14 protein-coding genes, 1 tRNA gene and 1 pseudogene are annotated in these 18,255 nt (G+C 34.3%); 6 read left to right on the top strand and 10 right to left on the bottom strand.

All coding sequences use genetic code 11. From position 1 onward, the window contains the following. Positions 1-413: 413 nt before the first annotated feature. On the top strand, positions 414-1,448 hold the full coding sequence (locus ACEL90_RS01590) for a hypothetical protein (RefSeq protein ID WP_423349102.1): 1,035 nt from the start codon (positions 414-416) through the stop codon (positions 1,446-1,448). A gap of 487 nt (positions 1,449-1,935) precedes the next feature. Here the strand turns inward: ACEL90_RS01590 and ACEL90_RS01585 are convergent, their stop codons facing one another. Continuing rightward, entirely contained in the window at positions 1,936-2,082 is a 147-nt protein-coding gene (locus ACEL90_RS01585; RefSeq protein ID WP_423349101.1) for a hypothetical protein, read from the bottom strand. 17 nt (positions 2,083-2,099) lie between these two features. After that, complete coding sequence (locus ACEL90_RS01580; RefSeq protein ID WP_423349100.1) at positions 2,100-5,441, bottom strand: peptidase M2; 3,342 nt, start codon at positions 5,439-5,441, stop codon at positions 2,100-2,102. A 250-nt stretch (positions 5,442-5,691) separates the two neighbouring features. Here ACEL90_RS01580 and ACEL90_RS01575 point away from each other — a divergent pair. From ACEL90_RS01575 to ACEL90_RS01565, 3 genes are all read left to right on the top strand, one after another. Further along, positions 5,692-5,764, top strand: a tRNA-Val gene (locus ACEL90_RS01575). Positions 5,765-5,790: 26 nt separating this feature from the next. Next, the gene (locus tag ACEL90_RS01570; RefSeq protein ID WP_423349099.1) at positions 5,791-6,687 is read left to right on the top strand and encodes a cation diffusion facilitator family transporter; all 897 of its coding nucleotides are present in this window, start codon (positions 5,791-5,793) and stop codon (positions 6,685-6,687) included. Positions 6,688-6,739: 52 nt separating this feature from the next. Continuing rightward, on the top strand, positions 6,740-8,611 hold the full coding sequence (locus ACEL90_RS01565) for a hypothetical protein (protein WP_423349098.1): 1,872 nt from the start codon (positions 6,740-6,742) through the stop codon (positions 8,609-8,611). On the opposite strand, the gene plsY is transcribed toward ACEL90_RS01565, so the two are convergent. From plsY to recA, 6 genes are all read right to left on the bottom strand, one after another. Next, entirely contained in the window at positions 8,602-9,180 is a 579-nt protein-coding gene (gene plsY, locus ACEL90_RS01560; RefSeq protein ID WP_423349097.1) for a glycerol-3-phosphate 1-O-acyltransferase PlsY, read from the bottom strand. The genes ACEL90_RS01565 and plsY overlap by 10 nt on opposite strands. 12 nt (positions 9,181-9,192) lie before the next feature. Next, positions 9,193-10,659 (bottom strand): alanine/glycine:cation symporter family protein, encoded by a 1,467-nt coding sequence (locus ACEL90_RS01555; protein ID WP_423349096.1) that lies wholly within the window; start codon positions 10,657-10,659, stop codon positions 9,193-9,195. A gap of 1 nt (position 10,660) precedes the next feature. Then, positions 10,661-12,004 (bottom strand): alanine/glycine:cation symporter family protein, encoded by a 1,344-nt coding sequence (locus tag ACEL90_RS01550; protein ID WP_423349095.1) that lies wholly within the window; start codon positions 12,002-12,004, stop codon positions 10,661-10,663. Between the two features lie 22 nt (positions 12,005-12,026). Further along, entirely contained in the window at positions 12,027-12,797 is a 771-nt protein-coding gene (locus ACEL90_RS01545; RefSeq protein ID WP_423349094.1) for a CDP-alcohol phosphatidyltransferase family protein, read from the bottom strand. Beyond that, the gene (locus ACEL90_RS01540; RefSeq protein ID WP_423349093.1) at positions 12,794-13,486 is read right to left on the bottom strand and encodes a phosphatidylserine decarboxylase; all 693 of its coding nucleotides are present in this window, start codon (positions 13,484-13,486) and stop codon (positions 12,794-12,796) included. Before ACEL90_RS01540 ends, ACEL90_RS01545 begins: the two co-directional genes overlap by 4 nt. Before the next feature lie 187 nt (positions 13,487-13,673). Next, the gene (recA, locus tag ACEL90_RS01535) at positions 13,674-14,741 is read right to left on the bottom strand and encodes a recombinase RecA (protein WP_010963008.1); all 1,068 of its coding nucleotides are present in this window, start codon (positions 14,739-14,741) and stop codon (positions 13,674-13,676) included. Between the two features lie 512 nt (positions 14,742-15,253). Here recA and ACEL90_RS01530 point away from each other — a divergent pair. Both ACEL90_RS01530 and ACEL90_RS01525 read left to right on the top strand, forming a co-directional pair. Beyond that, positions 15,254-15,460 (top strand): annotated as a pseudogene (locus ACEL90_RS01530) (DnaJ domain-containing protein); the annotation flags it as partial. Positions 15,461-15,981: 521 nt separating this feature from the next. Continuing rightward, positions 15,982-16,296, top strand: a complete 315-nt coding sequence (locus tag ACEL90_RS01525) for a hypothetical protein (protein WP_423349092.1) — start codon at positions 15,982-15,984, stop codon at positions 16,294-16,296. On the opposite strand, the gene ACEL90_RS01520 is transcribed toward ACEL90_RS01525, so the two are convergent. Then, a complete protein-coding gene (locus ACEL90_RS01520) occupies positions 16,264-17,553 on the bottom strand; it encodes a bifunctional folylpolyglutamate synthase/dihydrofolate synthase (RefSeq protein ID WP_423349091.1) in 1,290 nt (429 codons plus the stop codon). The genes ACEL90_RS01525 and ACEL90_RS01520 overlap by 33 nt on opposite strands. Further along, complete coding sequence (locus ACEL90_RS01515; RefSeq protein WP_423349090.1) at positions 17,550-18,140, bottom strand: MlaC/ttg2D family ABC transporter substrate-binding protein; 591 nt, start codon at positions 18,138-18,140, stop codon at positions 17,550-17,552. The genes ACEL90_RS01520 and ACEL90_RS01515 overlap by 4 nt, the downstream gene beginning before the upstream one ends. Positions 18,141-18,255: the final 115 nt, after the last annotated feature.

The raw sequence follows: 18,255 nt of genomic DNA, 5'->3' as shown, positions 1-18,255 counted from the left end.
GAGGGGGTTATGAATCCGAGATTAAAAGCATTTTTGATTGCACTTTTGTTTCTCGTGTATTATTTAAATCTTCTTGTTAACTATATCCTTGACCCGATTCTAGTTCGTCCCTTTGAAAGATTATACAAAAACTTAATTGTTGATGGTCTTTATGCCTATTTATCTACAAGCACTTCTAGCCCTGCACTAGCATTTTTGGCTACAGGTTTTATTGTTATTGCTGCGTTTATTTGCCTGAATAAAATGCTTCTTCCCTCGCAAGAGAAGATCATAAACAACTATACCTCCTTTAAAAACAACAATATTGATAGCAATAGCATGTTGTTTGAGGTTTATAAAGATCCAACAATAAAATTAAAGGACAAAATCTTATTCTTCAGTATACACTTGATATATTACTACAGCTTTCATTTTTGTATATTGCATCAAAGGTATCAGCTCTACGTGGGTTTCTTATATTTAATTTTGGTTTATTATTGTTAAATTATGCACTGCTAATTCCAATAGCACTTCTTGAGTTAATAAAATATCCATCAGTAAAACTCTTTTCACCTTTGGGTTTGAATGTAAAGCAGCTAAGCTTTTTGTTTAATGTAAGTGATGTGGGTACTAGTAGTCAGAGCGTTCATACTAGAAGTTTTCAGCAAAGCGTTATTGAATGTGCCAAAAAATTAAAGGAAGAACATGGTACGCCGTTAAATGAGTTGGATGAAGAGTTTAAAAGTTATATAAGCGGTTTAACAAGTCAGCAAAAACGAATGATAGAACCTTATCTAAGATTGGATGGTTATGAAACTGGGGAGTGGGTAAATTGGGTAGATTCACAAACCGGATTGACATTGACACAGGCTATAAATTTAGTTTTAATTGCGGCAAGAGAGCAAAATGCAGACGTAGAACTATTGAAATCTATATTACTGGTTCGCTTTGAAGAAAGTAACCGTCAATGTGGTCCTGGAATGCTTCTCCGTATTATTTATGCATTAAGTGGCCTTGAAGCAGAAAACAACCTTGCAGCTCAACTGGAGCCTCAGCTAATGGGGAAGTTGGCTGGTAATGCTACTAAAAGATTTCTTGAGAAATATGTGGATAAGCACTACCATAAAATAAAAGTTTTGAAAGAAAATTTTGATAATTTGTATTCACCAAGTTCTGGGGTGGATTTGAGCAACGTGAGTGATGAAGTAAAGGACGGCATTTCTTATACAAGAGATGCTATAAAAGAATTCGTGTTTAAGGAATTATATGTAAAGTTTTATAACGACTATGGGGAGCATATTCAGAGAGGGCAGATAAAACAAAGGTTAAGGGAGTTAATAACGGATAAAGTCGTAGACGCGGCAATATATTCTAAAATAGATGAAATAGAAATCCCTGCAGAACCACCTACTTATCTTGAAAGAGTAAAAGCATTTTTTGGAGGTCATGCAAGGTCTTCTGCTGCTTAGTGGTTTAGTTCGTGCTATATAGCTAAACTAACTTAGATTTACTGACAATTTTAAAATAACAAATTCGTCATTCCGCTACTAGTTAGCGGAATCTATACCGCGAATGAATCCATAGCTGTACGAACATTGTGATTTGAGAGCAATTTCCACAAGGGAGGGTGTCATTCCAGTGCTTGGCACTGGAATGGCTTTGTTGCATCGCTAGCTATGATGGATTAAAGATAAAAAAGATAGGGAATATCAGTAGCTTATTATTCTGGTATTTATAACAAGAACGGTCAGTGAATACCTAAATTTGAGTAAAAGAAATTTCACTACCATTTACCAATCCGGCTAAAATTCAAGAATTTCAATGCTTTAGCTATTTTCAATAGAATTAAATTTATTAATATAAATAACAAATTACTATTCTTAAATTTGATCAGATTGATTGCAAAAAAACAAGATTTTCAATAGGTTGCTTATAATCCTAACTATAGTTAGCCTTTCATAAGTAGCGATGCAACAAAGCCATCCCAGACTGGGATGACACCGAAGGGGCTACTCGGATGACAAACCCTGTCATTCCAGGGCGTGACGCTGGTTTCCATCCAAGACGGCAGTGCTTGACACTGGAATGACAAGAAGAGGGCACTGCCCTCCTTGTATGTATTAGATATAGGCCGAGTTGTGGTCGTGATAAATGTGATCGCTTGCGCAATCGAACATTTTCACAAAACCATTCTCTAGATAAAGATTATATTCGTGATGTTGATCTGATAATACAATATTATCTTGCTCCCCTGAATTGAAATGACTTGAATCTGACAGCAATTCGTAATTTAGATTACCTATTTTACTAATGCTGTTTATTACTTTGCCATTACCACTTGATATAGCTAAACTATAACTATCACCATCCTTCATTATCTTGATGGACACCTTATCTTCAGGTAACACTATAAGCTTCTTTGTGCCACTATCGTGGATTACGAATTTGCCTTTTTCAAAATAGTATTTGTCTTCCGGCAAAGCACCAACCTTATAATCTGATGTGTGCAGTTTGTTCCAAAAATCTAACACAGATTGCTTTTCTGCTCCTTCCGCTCTATCATACAAGGCTTTCACATCATTATAATTTATCGTTACATTTGCCTTATGCTTCCCTTCTGAGTCCTGCTCGTAGCTCTTTTCTATTTTGAGAATTGTGTCTTTTAATACTACCTGTTCTTGCTCTTTCTCCTCCACTGAAGCTGACCTTTTTGCCCTTGTTGGAATTTGTGGCTGATCAGAATGCATTTCACTATTGTCGTTTGATGCAGTTTTCTCTTCAGCAGCTTGTGCAACAACATTAGTAGTACTATGAACTTCTGTCTTAGTTTCACTTACTTGCCCTTTTGGACTTTCGGTTTTTGTATATATTCTCTGATAGTCCGTGTAGCCTCTATTAGTATCACCGATATCACCACTACCTTGATCGAAAGTTATTTTTTTACTTCCATTTCCCATATCCTCAATTTCAACTTGAGGAGAAACAGATGCTAGGAAATCGTTATAACTGTAGTTGTAGTCAGCAGAAAAGAATATTTTACCTTTGAAGTTATGGAAGTTATTAGATAACATTCCAATTTCTTCGTCGCCATCAAACAATTTTACTTTAGTGAAATATGTTTGACCTTTTATTCTAACTATTTCACCGCTAGAGTTTCTTTGTATGTGGTAATCATTTGGGTCGTGCTTTATAGCAAAAAGTTTGCCAGAGCCATATTTCTCTAAGTTTATAAGGCCCACATTTACATGTTTATGGGAATAATCTCTCTTTTCATATTCATGTGCAAATATTGGATCTATATATCTATATTCGTCTGATATATTTGGCATACCTACTGGATGTTCATTCCCATCTTTCGTCACCGGAACAAGCTTATATGCTCCATCTTTTTCCACTAATTTTAGATGAGTAATACTTTGTGGTAGTTGAAACCTTACATTTGCTCCATGGTCATGAATAAATAGATCACCTTTCTCGGTAATATAAAAGCCCATATTTTTAAATTCATGTAAGCGCTCGTCTCCTTGCTTTACGACAGCTTCATATACATCATCGTCTGTCCTATCTGTTCCCTTATTATCCAGTAATTTTCCTTTTTCCACGATTACTCCATTTGCCTTTTGCTCATCAGAATATTGTGCATGTTCTGAATCCTGATGACTCAAAATTTTGGTACCTCTAAGAAGCAGAGAATCTAAATCTTTTTGGATGTGTCCAGTGCTAGGATGCAACAATTCATTTTCATGTAAATGCGCTTCATCAAAGTATTCATCGCGTTCAACTGTTCTGCCATCTATTAGGGAAGCTTTATAATGACCATTTTCTTTTGTAACTGCCATGTAAGCACCGCCTTCGTATGAAACATTTAAGTTGTGCAATATATCCTCAAAAACGAAAGTTTCTTTAGTTTGGCCTTCAACTTGCTTAAAAAATCCTGATTCGCTCAATAATTCTCCAAGCTTTGTATTTCCGTCATATGTAGACAGTGCACCCATATCTCCTTGACCATGAGCTTGCATAGAAAAAATCTTACCTCCTTGTAGATTAATGTGAGTACCTCTGATTAAGCTTGAATCGATATTGACCAGCCCATCTAATATTTTTGCTGCTTGGGAATTATTTTCAATTTCATCAACGGCTTTGTTTTTTAGTTGATCAAACTTTAAAAATGCTGGTCCGTATTTTGTATTTTCCTCATTACGTAACTCTTCAATAGTAATCTCTTCTTTATGATATTTTTGATACATTTCACCACGTTCTTTATTCAAATTATCAAATTCATCTACCTGATTCTTAACTTCTGTATCATATTTTGATAATACCCTTAAAGCCTGATTTTTATACTCTTGACTGTTTTGATATTCATTACCTTGTTGGTCAGAGTAAGTTAGTTTATCCTGTCCATCGGAAGTTTTTACTACCTTAAGGAAATGATATTCCTTTGATATATCAAGTGTATCATTTGTTGCTCTATTTATAGCACGAGCAACATCATAAAACGCAACGTGTTCTACAGGAGAAAAACTTCCAACGTTTTCTCCATCCATTTTTTCTATATTTGCTTTATAGTAGGATACGTTTTTAATTTCTCCACCCACTATTTCTTGACCAGTTGCTATGAAATCTCCTTTTGTAACTTGCAAAGCGTTGAGATGTTCCATTGCAGTTTCTGTATCATTCTCAGCAAGCCAGCCTTTAAAGGCGTTATCATGCCCTTTTATTTGATCTAAAAAGCTTCCTGATTTATGTGAGTCACCTTGACGTAAAGCATCTAGGTAGTCTCTTAATAAACTAGGATCTTTTTCCTGTAAGTACATTATCAACGCATGACCTGTTTTATAAACTAGGCTATTTGCTTCGCTGTCATCTGAATATTTTAAGCTTAAAATTTTATCTAAATCCAGATTTGCAGCTTCGGTCTTGTCAATACTTGATCCTTGAGAATTGAATTTATGATCTGAATGGTGCTCAAAGTAATCTGCAATTCCTTCCATTAATACTGTTGGTAAAGATTCGCCTCCTGTAGCCAAGTAAGTTAAACCATGTGCAAATTCATGCTGAAGGTTATGAACGCCACCTTGCTGGTAGACGTACATTTCAGCAAAAACATCAGCTTTCCCTTTGTAGTAACATTTACCACCTTCGTCTCCAAGGTAAGAACCGAAACGCTCGCTTCCGCCAAGGTGAGTGTAATCATCCTTGTCATCAAATATATAAATTTTAAATGTTTGTTCTGAACTGCCGCGTTCTAACTTGAATGTATCTTTAAAACTAATAGCTGTTTCTCTTATCTCACTTTCAATGTTAGCAACTTTACTTGCTCTTAAATTGTGAGAATAAACCTCTACTTTAATATTTAAATCTTCAACTTCTATAACATGTGGCGAATTAAACCCTTTGCCGTTATTGTTGAAATATTCTGCTTTAATTATATTTTTATTTACTTGTTGACTAATTGTCATAATTTTAACCTCTAATTTGCTGATCTTTCAATATCAAGCATAAAGTAATTTCCCTAAAAAAAACGTAAATCCCTGTATTAATATAATTTATATCTTAATAAATAAAGTATAGATAGTTAACTTAATATGTAAAATTTAGAATATGGCTGAAATTCTATACAGCTATATTCCGGAATCACATTGGACAAGGACAAAAGCAAAGTGGTTTATTGACTTTCATTCCACCAAAGCACTATACTAAAACCACGATGGGTAATTAGCTCAGTTGGTAGAGCACTTGCTTGACGTGCAAGCGGTCGCTGGTTCGAACCCAGTGTTACCCACGTTTTTGTTTATGAAAAGATTTTATATGACAGCAGTGCATAACGGTAAACACTCAGCAGCGCAGTCCAAGCGCTTAATCTATTCCATAATAATAGTTGCGATAACAATGTTTATGGAAATAGTAGGTGGAATAATTTCACATTCGCTTGCTCTATTATCAGATGCGGGGCATATGCTCACTGACCTCTTTGCCTTGGTTTTAAGCTGGTTAGCACATAGGTTTTCAGCTAAGAAATCCGATTTGCAGAGATCATACGGATATCATCGGTTGCAGATAATTGCAGCATTTGTTAATGGTTTAACTCTATTCCTCATTGCAGTAATCATTATAATTGAGTCAATAAAGAGGTTTATTTTTCCAGTCAATGTTGAGTGGAAAGTAATGTTAATAATTGCTACACTCGGTCTTGTCTCTAACATAATAGTCTTTTTTATATTACATAGTAAATGCGAGAGCAATATAAACATAAAAAGTGCTGTACTACACGTTATAGGAGATATTTTAGGTTCTGTAGCTGCTATACTTGCATCTATAATTATCATGCTTACTGGATGGCAAATAGTAGATCCAATCTTATCAGTATTTGTTAGTGTGATAATTCTAAATAGCGGCTATAAAATTCTCAAAAATTCTTGCCATATACTCCTTGAAGGTACGCCTGAGGGTATATCTGCTGAAGAGATAAAAAGTAAGATCACATCAGAATTACCTGAAGTGATAGATGTGCACCACATACATACATGGTCGCTGTCTGATAATTATTTTATAATTACCATGCATGCTAAAATAAAGCAAAATGTGCAGCACACCAATGTTTTATATGAAATAAAAAAAATATTGCTAGATAAGTTCGAGATAGCACACTCTACAGTCGAGACCGAATACGATGAGTGTGCGGATAATAAGATAATTAAACATTGACGTTTTAAATTATTATGCTATTATTAAAGTGTAATGATGCTGGAGGTAAGCTGTGATTGGTATTTCTCAAATACAATTTCCCTCAAAGGATTCTAGTAGGCTAAAATTTGTTAGCTACCTTGGAGCCTTTGTCTCGTTAAACATTATCACTAATCCTGTTAATGTTCTTTTTTCTCTTGGTACTGTGTTCTTCAGGTCTGAAATTAAAACTCTTTATACCTACAAAAAAATAAAAACGGCAAAACAGCAAAAAATGAGCAAAAGGGAATATTGGGAAATATTTTTTAAAAACAATACAATCAAGGTAGCATCCCTCCTCTTGTTTTCTGCTTTCATAACATATCTAACTTTCACTACCACTTTCTTGCTTATTTCGTTACTGGGAACTATACCACTTACAATGCTATTAATTTTATTGCAGAGTGAACTAAGGCCAAAAGATTTTAACCCATTTACGCTGCTTAAAGCTTCTATAAATTTCTTTTTGGAAGGTATAAAAGAGAATTTACGTGATATGGTTAATAGTTTTGATGTTAAGCTTGAACATTTACTGCCCCATCAATTAAATGATGATATCATTAAAAATATTGATAAATTAAAAGGTAAGTATAGTGAACAAGTACCTGAAGACGTAATCAAAAATGATGAATATATTCAATTCATTGGATATATAAACAATTCATATGAGTTTAGTGATGAGGATAAAGGAAGAGTAATTGTATTTTTAGATGACTTTTGCAAAGATGATCAAAAGCATAGCTCCGGCTTTACAGGTGGGCAGGTTCTGCTTTTAGTTTTAAGGGCTTGCAATGATGGAGACGGAGAAGCCGTTAAGAGTAAAAAGGATGCATTGATTTCTAATTTAATTGATAGCCAAACTTTCTCTAGAAAAGAGCGAATTCCTAACACTTGCTTCACCGGTATTGTCTATAGAATGTTAAGCACGCTAGAGGGTATTCATCCTGATCCAGAAATTAGATTTACTCCCCCAAGGGAAATGTTGCTCTCAGAAGCACAAAATGAAGCACGTTGGTTTATGTTAGACAGGTTAAAAAACAAGAAAAACAATAAAGAAATTCTTAAGGCTTGGTATGACGTTCAAAATGGTTATGAAGACGATGAAAGTCAAAAAATAGTTGATGATTTTATTTCAGAAGTAAGTATTCCTTTAATGAGAAAATTATTGAGTATTACTTCTCGATATAGTGAACAAATTGTGCTGACGTTAATGAAAAATATTAGCTCTATAGAGTTAAATAAATTACAATGTTGTGAGCTGGTTCAGCACATGAGAAATAAACTGCAGGGGCATGATTTAGATGACCAAGAAAGTTTACCCGAAAACATCGGGAAAAAAGTATTCTTAGAGCTATCAAATCGAGATCTACTCGAGACAGATTTTTCTCTCAAGGATTCATCTTTGGATGGAGCTAAGAGAACAGCTAATAAGATAATAGAAGTAGCAGAATTTAAATTAAAGGCTGAGAAGATTATTGAAGGTCAGATAATTAGCATGTTAGATGGGTTAAGAATGCTCCCAAGAGAAAAAAGATGTTGTAGGGTATATGTAGAACTCAGTAAAAATAACGAAAATGATAAGGAAAAAATAAAGAAAATTTTGCAAGAAAGGTTAAAAGTAACAAAAGCAGCAATGGATGAAATGTTAAAAAAAGGAGCTTCACATAAGCTAGAGTTAGAAATTGAAAGTGTATATGAAGGAAATAAAGATCACGTTACTCAACTTTATGAAAAAATAAGAGAAACAAAAAAGGAATTCATTGAAGATGGTCTTTTAACACCTCAAGAAGTAGAGAATATAACAAAAGCAAAAATCATAGACTTAAACAAAGAGGACAAAATCATACCGTCAAGCAATTTGTCTCGTAGTTTAAGTGTCAATAATTTGGCAGTACATTATCTATAAAATTTATACTCTTTACCTTGCAGAAGATTCACAATATTTCTGTGGTGTTTTAGGAAGACCAGTGCTCCTATAATTAGTAATGTTAAGAACAAATTCCTCTGAAAAAAAAAGGACCATGCTACAGCCGTTGAAGTAGCACTGAGTGAAGCAAGGGAAGAGTATCTAAAGGCAAGAAAGACTATTATCCAAATTATTACGAATACTAAAGTAATATCGATGTTAAATGCTATCAGTATCCCTAGAGTGGTTGCAACGCCCTTTCCTCCACTGAATTTTAGCCAAATAGGAAACATGTGTCCTAAAACTGCTAAAATTGCAGATACATATATATAAAAATCGTTATTATCACAAAATTGTTGTGCTATATAAACGGCAATAAATCCCTTAAAGGAATCCAGAAATAATGACAAAGCAGCAAGAAATTTATTTCCCGTCCTTGCAACGTTTGTAGCACCAATGTTTCCTGAACCTACTTCTCTTAAGTTTATCCCTTTTATTCTTGTAATGATTAAGCTAAACGGTATTGAACCGAGTATGTAGGACAGTATAAGGACTACATGCTTTTCCATTATACCAAGAACCTAATTAATTTTATTATTCCTCAGCCTTTTTAGGTAGCACTGAACTTCATCGTTAATCTGATTACTAAACAGTATAAGCGCTGTCATGTTGATGAGAGCTAAACAAGAGAATAAAGTTCCACCGATATTGGCAATAGCCATTATATCTTTAGAAAGACCAGAGAAAAACGCCACAATTATTACCGCTATGCGGTATATCACTATACTTTTTGCACCGAATAAATATAGCCACCCCATTTCACAACAATATACAAACGAAATTACTGAAGAAAATGCAAACAAAGGAGCAGCTACTGTTAGAAGGATAGGAAACCATGGAGAAACTGTCTCAAATGCTTTGTGAGTAATTAATACTCCCTCACCAACACCTGTTTGGTATGCACCTGTTATTACTATTGTTATTCCTGTTAAACAGCAAATTAACATTGTGTCAAAGCATGGTTCTATCATAGCGACTAGTCCAGTTCTTACTGGTTCTTCATCTTTAGTTGTTGCATGAGTAATTGAAGCAGAACCAACACCTGCTTCGCTGGCAAAGATTGCCCTTTGAATTCCAGCAACAAATGCTCCTACCATCCCTCCGCCAACAGCATTGAAATCTATCATAGTGGAAAATAATATTTTCAACGTATAACCAAGGTTATGAGTATTAAATGCAATAATAATAATACAACTAAAGATATATATAAGTGACATAATAGGCACTAGTGCAGAAGATACTCTAGCTATCCTTTTAATTCCGCCAATAATCACTAGAGCAAGCAGCGCAGAAATTATGGAAGAAAGAAACCAAGAGTGACCATCTACCCAACTTGAATAGCCAGATAATATTGAAACCATTTGGTTGGTTTGAAACGCTACACTTCCACCAAGACCTGATAATACAAAGAATACTGCATACATGGCAGCTAGCACAATACCAAGTTTTTTAAATCCAAATTCCTCCAGACCATTCCTTATATACTGAAAGGGACCACTAAACAATTGGTCCTGATCTTCTGTTCTATGTCTAAACGCCAACGTTACCTCAGCAAATTTTGCTGACATACCAAAAAAACCTGTAATCATCATCCAAGGCACCGCTCCTGGTCCACCCATTGAAACTGCAATTGCGACTCCAGCAACAGTTCCAAGGCCTACTGTGCTTGAAAGTGCAGTCATAAATGCCTGAAAATGCGTAATATGACCATCATGGTGATTCGTGTCATATTTTCCACATAAAATGGCAAACGCATGCTTAAACATTCTTATGTTGAGAAATCCAAAACGTAATGTTAGAAACACATAACCAAAAACTAGTAGAAGGATTATAAATGGCACGTAAAGGATCTTGAAAAACAGTACTTCATTCATGAAGTTATTTATTCCATTCAACACAGCGTCATAACTTTCGTAAAAACCTGAAGCAGCGTACACATCATTAAACAATAGGCAAAATAACACCATACAAAGCAATCTATAAATCATGTTAATACCCTTTAGAACTGTAATAAGAATCTATTGTATTCAAAACTTCCCTTCTTAGTAGATATATTGCAACAGCATTTGGAATCATAAGGCACATAAACAAACTGTCACCTAGATAAGATATAAATTCTATATTCTTTGACATACAGCTGATATACACTGAAACCACTATAAGAATTTGGAACGGTATCAGTATTTTTTTACTACCAAATAAATACAGCAAAGCAACTTCACAGTAGTAACAATAAGCTATTATTGTGGAAAATGCAAAGGAAAACATCATTAGCGGAAAAACTAACTTGCTGAACAAGGGCAAAGCTGTTGAAAATATCGAACTAATTAGTGTAATATCACCCACGTTATCAGTGCTATGCATACCAGTGATAATTATCACAATACCAGTCAAAAATGAGATTAATATTGTGTCTATAAGTGGTGCAATCATTGCAACGCACCCAACTTTAATTGGATCTTCTTCTTTTACAGCCGAATGTGCTATAGCTGCTGTTCCGGTACCTGCTTCGTTAGCAAACACTGATCTTCTCACTCCGGCTATTAATCCGCTCAATACTCCGCTTCCTATAGCTGATTTATTGAAGATATCTTGGAATATTATGGATAGAGCATTCAGCAAATTACTTCCGTTTACATAAATTAAATATATACACATACCCACATATAGCACTATCATAATTGGTGTTAAGCTCGTTGAAACGAAAGCAATGCGCTTTATTCCTCCCAATATTACAATAAAGACAAGCAGGGATATAATAATGGATGCGTTGTATTCTAGGAGGCTATTTGATAGTGCTGCTATTTGATTTGCTTGAAATGGTATACCGCCCAAAATCATTGCAATAAGTAGCGTAATCGCATAAGTGAAGGCAAGAAATCTACCAGTTTTTGCAAATCCAATTTTTGCAAGCCCGTACTTCATGTAATAAAAAGCCCCGCCAGTTGTATTTTCAGAGCGATAAGTAAATGCAAGCACCACCTCGGCAAACTTTATCGACATACCAAGTATTCCGGTAATTACCATCCAAAAAACTGCACTTGGGCCCCCTATTGTGATAGCTATTGCAACTCCTGATATTGTTCCAAGACCAACTGTTCCTGAAATTACTGTTGCAAACGCTTGAATATGAGTGATTATGCCATTGTTGCTGTTATTACACTTTAGATTGAATAGCGTCTGTATTCCATATTTAAGTAACCTAAAGTTAATGAATTTGAACTGGGCAGTACAAAAGATTCCAGTTGCAATTACCCAAATAATTATAAATGGAATGTTGAATATCTTTATATACAGAAATGAATTTAATAGTTCACTTATCTTCAAAATCATGCAGTTTTCTATTTTTTGTTAGCTAACGAGTTTTATATGTAAAATATATGTAAAACCCGATGCTTATTGGAATAGTAAGTGTATACACTATACCTAAAGTTGGTAGAGTCATCCAGGGCTTACTGATGAAAAATACAATAAGTACTCCAAAAAATGACACAAATATATAGGATAGGCTTTTGGGAATATAAATATATTTTGCAGAGAAAGTTGGAATGTGACTTATCGAAAAAAATGAAATGGCCAGAAAGTAACAAGCTACGTTTCTTGTGTTAAAAAATCGCTCTATGAGAAGTAAGTATTCACTCTCATGAGATTGAAAGGTAATAATTATTGGTAACAAAGAAAGTAAAGCACACACTGGAGCTGGAACACCAGAAAAGAAAAATTTTTCCCAGTATGGTTGTTCTGAGTGTAGCGAAACATTAAATCTTGCAAGTCTTATTGATATGCAGATTACGTATATCATTACTAAAATCCAACCTATGACTTTGATTTCGTTTAGCTTCCAAAAATACAAAAGAAATGCAGGCGCTGCACCAAAATTTAGAAAATCTGCAAAAGAATCAAGTTGGGCTCCAAAATCGCTAGTTGATTTTAGAATTCTAGCTATTCTGCCATCCATTCCATCTATTATTGCTGCAATGACGATAAAAATTACTGAGAATTCCCATTGTTCATTAAATGTAAATTTAAGTGAAGTGAGACCAGAACATAAACCCAATAAAGTTATAAAGTTTGGGAATAATTTAGTAATAGGTAAGAATCTACTGTTACTTCCATCGTTATTCATATAACGTCAAAAGTAAGCTTCTCTTGAACGTTTTCCTTATTTAAGTTTGCTATAATTGTTTCACCACCAATAACAGTTTGCCCTTCTGAAACTCTGACTTCTGTATCAGCAGGAACATAGATATTCACTCTACTGCCAAACCTTATAATTCCAAACCTTTCACCTGCTTTTACGTTCTGGGATATTCCTAAATTACAAACGATACGACGTGCAATTAATCCAGCTATTTGCTCCACAATAATTTCTTTCCCCTTTTCGTATTCAATTACAATAACCTGCTTTTCATTTTCATTACTAGACCTATTGCTCATTGCGGATACAAACTTGCCTTTTTTATAACTCATTTCCTTTATCGTACCAGATATTGGTATACGGTTCACATGGACGTTCAAAACACTTAAAAATATGCTAACAAGCGTAAACTTCTTCTCCTCTCCGTTTTCTGCTGATAAAGGATAATTAACTTCTTCAATTTTTGAAATCACACCATCAGCAGGACTTAATATAAGATTCTTATTGTTTGGCACAGCTCTTGCTGGATCACGAAAGAAATAAGTACACAATAATGTCGGAAACAAGCACGTAACGCCAAACCCCCAAGATATAGAGAATGCTATACACGTTACTATAAAGGAAACTACTATAAATGAATAACCTTCCCTGTTTATATTAGATAAACCAAAACACATAATCTTATTAACAATAACCTATTGTTAACAATTTATCATTTATAATTTCTCATGAAAAGCTTTTTTTAACTGCTTCAGCAAAGTCTTTTTGATACAAGGTAACATTACAGATTGTTATATTAGCACATAGAATTACCGTCATACTGTAACAACCCGTCCAACACAAAATCTAATGCCTAAGTTTAGATCAGAAAACTGATTCTTCTAAAAGTTGCTCACTATCCTCGTCTATTATGATAGAATTATCATGATTTCTGAGTAAATCTCTGATTTTCGTTTCTATTTCATTTGCGACTTCTTTGTTTGTTTTTAGGTAAGTTTTTACATTCTCTCTTCCTTGCCCAAGACGTGTGTTGTTATATGAATAGTAAGCGCCTGCTTTTTCAAGCACACCAAGCTTTGCTCCCATATCTATTATTTCTCCGAGTTTTGATATACCTTCATTGTACATTATATCAAATTTCGCTTCTCTAAATGGAGGAGCAACTTTATTTTTTACAACTTTAACTCTTGTTTCATTACCTGTAATATTTTCTTTGTCTTTTATTACACCAACTTTTCTTATATCAAGCCTTACAGAAGTATAGAATTTTAATGCATTTCCACCCGTGGTAGTTTCAGGATTTCCATACACTACTCCTATTTTCATACGAATTTGATTAATAAATATCAATATACAGTTCGCTTTTGAAACGGCAGAGGTTAGTTTCCGTAGCCCATGACTTAGAAGCCTTGCTTGCAGCCCCATATGTTGATCACCCATATCACCTTCAATTTCAGCTCTTGGAGTTAATGCTGCGACAGAGTCAATAACTATCACATCAACCGCACCAGAACACACTAAATACTCAACAATATGCAACGCCTGCTCTCCAGTGTCTGGTTGTGAAATCACTAAATCATCAGTGCTTACCCCAAGTTTACGAGCATATAAGACATCCAATGCATGTTCTGCATCGATAAATGCGCATGATCCTCCTTTTTTTTGTGCTTCAGCAATCACGTGCAAGGCAAGAGTGGTTTTACCAGAACTCTCGGGGCCAAATATTTCAATTATACGCCCTTTTGGCAGACCTCCAACACCTAGAGCCGAATCAAGCGCAATTGATCCTGTGGATATTGTGTCTATTTTTTCTACAGGGTTTTGCTTCAACTTCATTATTGCACCTTTACCGAATGCTTTTTCAATCTGGCTTATTGCGTTATCTAGCGCTTTTTGTTTATCACTATTTCTTTCTTCTGGGTTACTTGCCATAGATCATTTATTAATTTATATAATTCTCTATGATAATCAAACGCGAATAACCTGCCAAGGTTTTTCTAGTATTTATGTATTATTTCAATGAAAAATATTAACGTTTTCATAAAGCAGATATTTGTTTGCCTTCGTTAGTAACACACTATACTTTAGTGTACGAACGTTGCAATTTGCAGCATAGCAGGTGGTGTCATCCAAGTAGCCAACACTGAAATGACTAAATTCGAAATGGCTACATGAATTTATTGTAAATTACTACCGTATAAGGTGCGATGCAACAAAGCCATTCCAGTGTCAGCTACTCAGATCTGCCATGAAAACTGCAACCCTAAATGTTGGAGCACTGTCGTACACTAAGCGCTGTAATGACAATTTTAGTCGCTTCATACACTTATCATGCTAGTCATAACAGAAATAATTTTTACCAAAGATATTTATGAAATAGTTGACATAATTTGGAAATATGTATACTATAGAACATTGATAGTTAGTTAATTTGTAGGTGTAATATGGCTAGAAATGTTTTGAATGAAAATGAGTACCACGCTTTAAAGCAGTTGTTTTTAACATTTAATATTCAAAAGGAGGATGTGGTAAATTCTGACATTAAGAATATTAAGAAAAAGCTTAGTCAACAATACCGTAAATTATCGTTAAAATATCACTCAGATAAAAACCCAAACAATAAAGAAGCGGAGGAGAAATTTAGGGTTATTGCATTAAATAAGCCATTTTTTGAAGAATTTATAATAGAGCCATTGGAGAAAGGTCTCAATAAAAGAAATAATTTAATAAAAGAATTACGCGGTAAGTTGTGGAGTCGCAGTTATGAAGAATTGCAAAAATACTTAGATGATAAGTGCAGAAATAAACTCTATAATAAGCAGCAGTCAATTAACAATAATGTAACTGCTTATGTAAAATATCTTTCTTATCCAGATCTCTTAGGAGTTCCTTTAGTATCCTTCACATCAATTGCATTTTTAATAATTAATGGTATTTCTTCTAATGTACCAATAGCAGTAGGTTTTCTTGCTCACCTGTTAGCAGGATCTATTTTGAGTCTAGCTGTTAAGAGCATTTATACTAGAAATGGGAAAGAGCCTAATCGTCAGACTAATATTTTATTATTGTTTAACTTTGACCAAGAATGCGAAAATTTTTCAAAGAGTGATAGGACTAAATTAAAGCAGCTAAAAAATCAGTTATTTTGAGCAACACAATCTGTACATCTTTAATGTTTTTCGGTGTGGGATTAGATTTAGTTGCCAACGGCTTTGGTATAACTAACTCTATGATGTTATCCGGCTTATTACTTTCATTACCATTCACGCTTTTAATTGTTACTTCACCTGCTTTAAATGCTGCAAGTAATTATATTCTCAAAAAGACAGCTATAAATTCAATTGAGGAGCAATTTAAAGGTGATGATCAGTTTATAGAAGTCGATAACGAAAAGCCAAGCAGTACTATGAGCAATCAAAGTTATTTCCCCATCGGTCAGTTAATATCATCAAAGTTAGCTATTCTCCATAGCGAAGTCTCTAGCTAGGAACAATGAGCCACAGATTAGTATGGTTTTGACGTTTTGGGTAGAGGCTTTTAATATGTGATTTGATATTGCATCGCCAATTGATTCACATTCAACTGCTTTTATTCCTATGTTATTGGCTTTTTCCCTAATCAAATTTGTATTTGTTGCTTTAGGTTCAGACTTAACACAAACCGCACATAGTAGCTTGATATATGGCTTTAAGTGCTCTAAGAACTCTTCCACATTTCTGTTACTAGTAACACCAAAAACCATATAAATACCTTCAGCAAAATTATCTTTTACCCACTGAGATAGTACTCTAGCACCATCATTATTGTGTGCACCATCTAAAAATAATTGCCAATCTTTCGGTAGTAGGAAAATTAAATTACCTTCTTTTATAGACTCTAGCCGTGCAGGCCAATAAGTGCACTGTAAACCTGAAGTGATATCCTCTTCTCCAATATCAAATTCATACTTTCCACTTAAAATACTACATGCTGCAATAGCATTGCCTGCATTAATCACCTGATGATCACCCTTTAAAGATGGCAAAGGAAATTCTATTGATTGAATAGCTGATTGAAAAACCATTTTGTTGTTCTTTTTTTTGCAATTCCATTCAAGACCTCCTCTATACAAGGGAGATTTCTTATTTATTGCGTGGTGTTCTAGCGTGTTCACTATAGATTTTTCTTGCGGTGCTATTACGCAAGGAACATTAGGCTTCATTATTCCAGCCTTTTCACCTGCTATAATTTCTACAGTAGGGCCAAGATATTCTGTATGATCAAGTGCAATGGAAGTAATTATTGTTAAAATCGGATTATCTATAACATTTGTTGCATCAAGCCTTCCACCCATACCCACTTCAACTAAAGTTATATCGGCTTTATGACAAGAAAAAGCTAAAAAAGCTGCAATAGTTGCAGCTTCAAACAGAGTGATAGGTTGTTCTGCAATTACTGCACGACATTCTTCTAATAAGCTATATAATTCATTATCGTCGATATAGCTGCCGGCTATCACTATCCTCTCATTAAAACTCACTAAATGTGGAGAAGTGTATGCGTGTACCTTATACCCTGCTGCTTGCATTATATATCTTATAAATGCTAGTGTTGAGCCTTTCCCATTAGTTCCAGCTATATGAATTACGGGAGGCACTTTTTTCTCGGGGTTATCTAGTTTGCTAAGAAAGCCTTTTATGCGATCAAGAGAAAAATCATTCGGCCTGCTACCAAGTGGCTTAGGCCAATGAGGCATATATATCATGGATTGTTATTGCATTTTAATTCAGCTATAACGCTTGCTATGCCATGCGTGTCGATTTTTTCACTAAATTGATAACGTTGATTAATAGCAATACTTATTCCACTCATTACAACATCACTTATCAAGAAAGAACTGTTATTTTTAGTAACTTTAAAATCAATATTTGTAAATTCTTCATCACCGTAAGAAAATCTTGTACCAATTAAGCAAGTTTCATCGTCAACTGCTTTTGTACTCATTATGATCATTTCACTATCATGCATGTATTTATATAAAATTTTAACGCACAAACGCGTAAGATACACTTCATACTCTCTTAAAAAATCTTCTTTTTCTTTTTGTTTAACTAAAGCCCAATATTTTCCTATGACGAATTGCGATATTCCTTTGAGGTTAACATTGTTTTGAATGACCTCCTGAAGCTTTTTTTGCACATATTCCCGGTTTTTTTTATTCTCCTTTGTAGATATACCATCCACTTGTTGCTTCATAGTATGCACAAAAATTTTGTGATCTGTACAATTAGTGTAAGCACTTGAAGAAATTACAATAAAAACAATAATAGTTAAAACTTTAGTAATGTTCATAAGATATATTTATTATCTATGATACTTAGAATGTAAAGTTTAATAAAGATTAAATAATAGTCGCTAGCTTTAATATATCTATAGACACACCTTGTATAAATCATCTACAATTGAT

The sequence above is a fragment of the Wolbachia sp. wLmal genome (genome assembly GCF_049435495.1).
GTDB classification, from domain to species: Bacteria; Pseudomonadota; Alphaproteobacteria; order Rickettsiales; family Anaplasmataceae; genus Wolbachia; species Wolbachia pipientis.
Note: the sequence above shows the minus strand (reverse complement) of the source record. Positions and strands in the feature narration are given on the sequence as shown.

What these genes read in the sequence shown, in the direction of transcription:
- ACEL90_RS01515 (WP_423349090.1), bottom strand. Translation starts at nt 18,140, where the DNA reads ATGAACATTACTAAAGTTTTAACTATTATTGTTTTTATTGTAATTTCT.
- recA (WP_010963008.1), bottom strand. Translation starts at nt 14,741, where the DNA reads ATGGCAAGTAACCCAGAAGAAAGAAATAGTGATAAACAAAAAGCGCTA.
- ACEL90_RS01520 (WP_423349091.1), bottom strand. Translation starts at nt 17,553, where the DNA reads ATGATATATATGCCTCATTGGCCTAAGCCACTTGGTAGCAGGCCGAAT.
- plsY (WP_423349097.1), bottom strand. Translation starts at nt 9,180, where the DNA reads ATGGAAAAGCATGTAGTCCTTATACTGTCCTACATACTCGGTTCAATA.
- ACEL90_RS01545 (WP_423349094.1), bottom strand. Translation starts at nt 12,797, where the DNA reads ATGAATAACGATGGAAGTAACAGTAGATTCTTACCTATTACTAAATTA.
- ACEL90_RS01550 (WP_423349095.1), bottom strand. Translation starts at nt 12,004, where the DNA reads ATGATTTTGAAGATAAGTGAACTATTAAATTCATTTCTGTATATAAAG.
- ACEL90_RS01580 (WP_423349100.1), bottom strand. Translation starts at nt 5,441, where the DNA reads ATGACAATTAGTCAACAAGTAAATAAAAATATAATTAAAGCAGAATAT.
- ACEL90_RS01570 (WP_423349099.1), top strand. Translation starts at nt 5,791, where the DNA reads ATGACAGCAGTGCATAACGGTAAACACTCAGCAGCGCAGTCCAAGCGC.
- ACEL90_RS01525 (WP_423349092.1), top strand. Translation starts at nt 15,982, where the DNA reads ATGTTTTTCGGTGTGGGATTAGATTTAGTTGCCAACGGCTTTGGTATA.
- ACEL90_RS01540 (WP_423349093.1), bottom strand. Translation starts at nt 13,486, where the DNA reads ATGTGTTTTGGTTTATCTAATATAAACAGGGAAGGTTATTCATTTATA.
- ACEL90_RS01555 (WP_423349096.1), bottom strand. Translation starts at nt 10,659, where the DNA reads ATGATTTATAGATTGCTTTGTATGGTGTTATTTTGCCTATTGTTTAAT.